We start from the raw sequence: 2,328 nt of genomic DNA, 5'->3' as shown, positions 1-2,328 counted from the left end.
ATAAAAAAATCATCAAAATCCTGAAAATCACCCTAATCCTGAACAAAGACAAGCACCGAAGGTGCTCCCTACGCAGCGACCACTTCTTTCACCTCCAAACCATACCTGCCGGTGTCGCTCACGCTCCAGTCGTAATTACCGGTAATCCAGGAGCGGAGTACCGATACATAGCGGAGCAATTCATAGTCTCTTTCATCTCCATTCAGCGGCAATAATTTTTCCAGCGTAGCAAAAATGGCTACTTCTTCATTGTGCATGCGGGCGGCCTGGTTCACGGCCTCCTGCAGACTAATTTGCCGATGGTGTTGCAGTACCAGCACCAGGTTGTGCACGTCGCCCACCCGTGCTTCTTTGGTGCAGGAAAACAGATCGTTTGACCAGCATACAATGTTATTACAAGCCTGTATCATGCGTTGCATCAGTGGCTGTTCTATCACCGCTTGGGGGAGATACACTTTTTCAATGATTTCAATGGCTTCAATATCTGCCAGGAGGGCGCCGGTAAAGGGCCGCATGTGTACATAATCTGCCAGCGTGGGTACGATACCGGCTTCCCGGTTTTCGGCTTCCCAGATACAGGAAGTAAAGTATTCATCCATGCTGCGAATAAAACGAAGGCGCCATGCGGGGCTCCCAATAGCACGCATACGATCCCAGATGCTGCACAGGGCAGCTGGCAGCGGGGCTCCGTTTTCCAGTGTAATGGGCCGGTTATGCTGGAGGATGTCCATGAACCCGGCCATGATGCTTTTCAGGTAGTCGGCCTTTCTACCGGTATTAGCTTCATCGCATTGATCATCTAAAATAAATAACCAGGTATTAAAATCGGCTACAATGCAAAGCTCATGCAGGGCCGCATTGGGGAAAGCCCGTGCTGCCAGCCAGGCAAAACGGGATTTGTGAAATCGTTGTATGGCTTTTTCTGTTGTGAGCAGGCCATAAAATGCTACCCAGGAGGCTACGTGCTCCTGCGCTTCGTTGACATGTTGATTAATTCCGGAAGGGAAGGGATACCTGATGTCAGGCATTTGGATGGTTGTCATGTGTCTGAGGGTTTAATAGTTAATTATTGAGAGTAGTAAATAGCACAGGTGGTACCGGGCTTGTCCCGGTAAGGAGGCTAAAAGGCATAGAAGAGATGGCCGCATTGGGGCGGCATGCAGATAGGTGTTGGAAAATTCTACTCCATTGAAAAAACTCCGGTTAACAGCAAATTGGCATAGCTAAACAAAACTAAAAATTATACGCCGGCAGCATTGATCGGGATATTCATATACTGCAATACCAGTGGTAATGCGCGATGAAACCAGATCGTGAATGAGGCTGGCTCTTTTTCCATTAATTCCATAATCTGGCCGGAAGACAAATAGTGGTAATCACATACTTCGGATGGATTAGGATAGATGTTGCCATTATAGGTACCCAGCAACACATGGTCAAATTCATGTTCGGTTAAACCGTTATCAAATTCCGCTCTATAGGTAAATGTAAAAATTTCCTGCATATCGCAGTCGAAGCCCATTTCTTCCTGCAACCGGCGATGTGCGGCGGCAGCTGTAGTTTCCCCCGGAAACGGATGACTACAGCAGGCATTGGTCCATAATCCTGCAGAATGGTATTTCTCCAGCGCACGGCGCTGCAATAATATTTCACCTGCATCATTAATGATAAATACAGAAAAAGCCCGGTGGAGCAATCCTTTATGATGTGCTTCCATCTTCTCCATTGTACCAATAGCTTCGTCTTGTTCGTTCACTAAAATTAAGTCCGGTGATTTCATAGTATCACAAATATATTTTAATTAAGCTTTTGGCAGACGGAAAATAGGATAAACTACCAAAAAACACCTCTCTGTACAGTTATATATTGGTTGAATGGCTAACGACAATGACTTTAACGGTTACTTCACTAAATATATATAAATTTCCGGACTTTTGCAGTAGAACAACATCGATTATGGCAGAAGACTTACATATCATCCGGGGCGATAAAGCGGAACAATATACTTCCCTGATCCCGCAAATAAAGGGATTGCTGGAAGGAGAAACAGACCTTATAGCAAATTTAGCCAATGTAGCCGCTGCGCTAAAAGAGCAGTTTGGATGGTTCTGGGTGGGATTTTACCTGGTGAAAGAAGATGAACTGGTGCTGGGCCCCTTTCAGGGACCAGTAGCGTGTACCCGTATCCGTAAGAACAGAGGTGTATGCGGCAGTAGCTGGGCACAGGCAGCTACATTGATTGTACCGGATGTGGAAGCATTTCCCGGGCATATTGCCTGCAGCAGTCTTTCCCGCTCAGAAATAGTGGTACCGCTGATCCGCAACAAC

Annotated in this window: 3 protein-coding genes; 1 reads left to right on the top strand and 2 read right to left on the bottom strand. The window is 46.5% G+C overall.

The features are described 5' to 3' along the window. Nucleotides 1-68: 68 nt before the first annotated feature. Nucleotides 69-1,043: a terpene synthase family protein gene (locus VIP81_RS19475; protein WP_331964925.1), complete on the bottom strand. Its 975-nt coding sequence runs from the start codon at nucleotides 1,041-1,043 to the stop codon at nucleotides 69-71. 197 nt (nucleotides 1,044-1,240) lie between these two features. Beyond that, a complete protein-coding gene (gene idi, locus VIP81_RS19470) occupies nucleotides 1,241-1,780 on the bottom strand; it encodes an isopentenyl-diphosphate Delta-isomerase (RefSeq protein ID WP_331964923.1) in 540 nt (179 codons plus the stop codon). A gap of 176 nt (nucleotides 1,781-1,956) precedes the next feature. Between idi and VIP81_RS19465 the strand changes: the two genes are divergently transcribed. Next, nucleotides 1,957-2,328: GAF domain-containing protein (locus VIP81_RS19465; RefSeq protein WP_331964921.1), on the top strand; the 372-nt coding region annotated here is incomplete at its 3' end.

Source organism: Chitinophaga sp. (assembly GCF_036566945.1).
Classification (GTDB): domain Bacteria; phylum Bacteroidota; class Bacteroidia; order Chitinophagales; family Chitinophagaceae; genus Chitinophaga.
The sequence above is the reverse complement of the archived record's forward strand: the minus strand, read 5'-3'. Positions and strand labels throughout refer to the sequence as shown.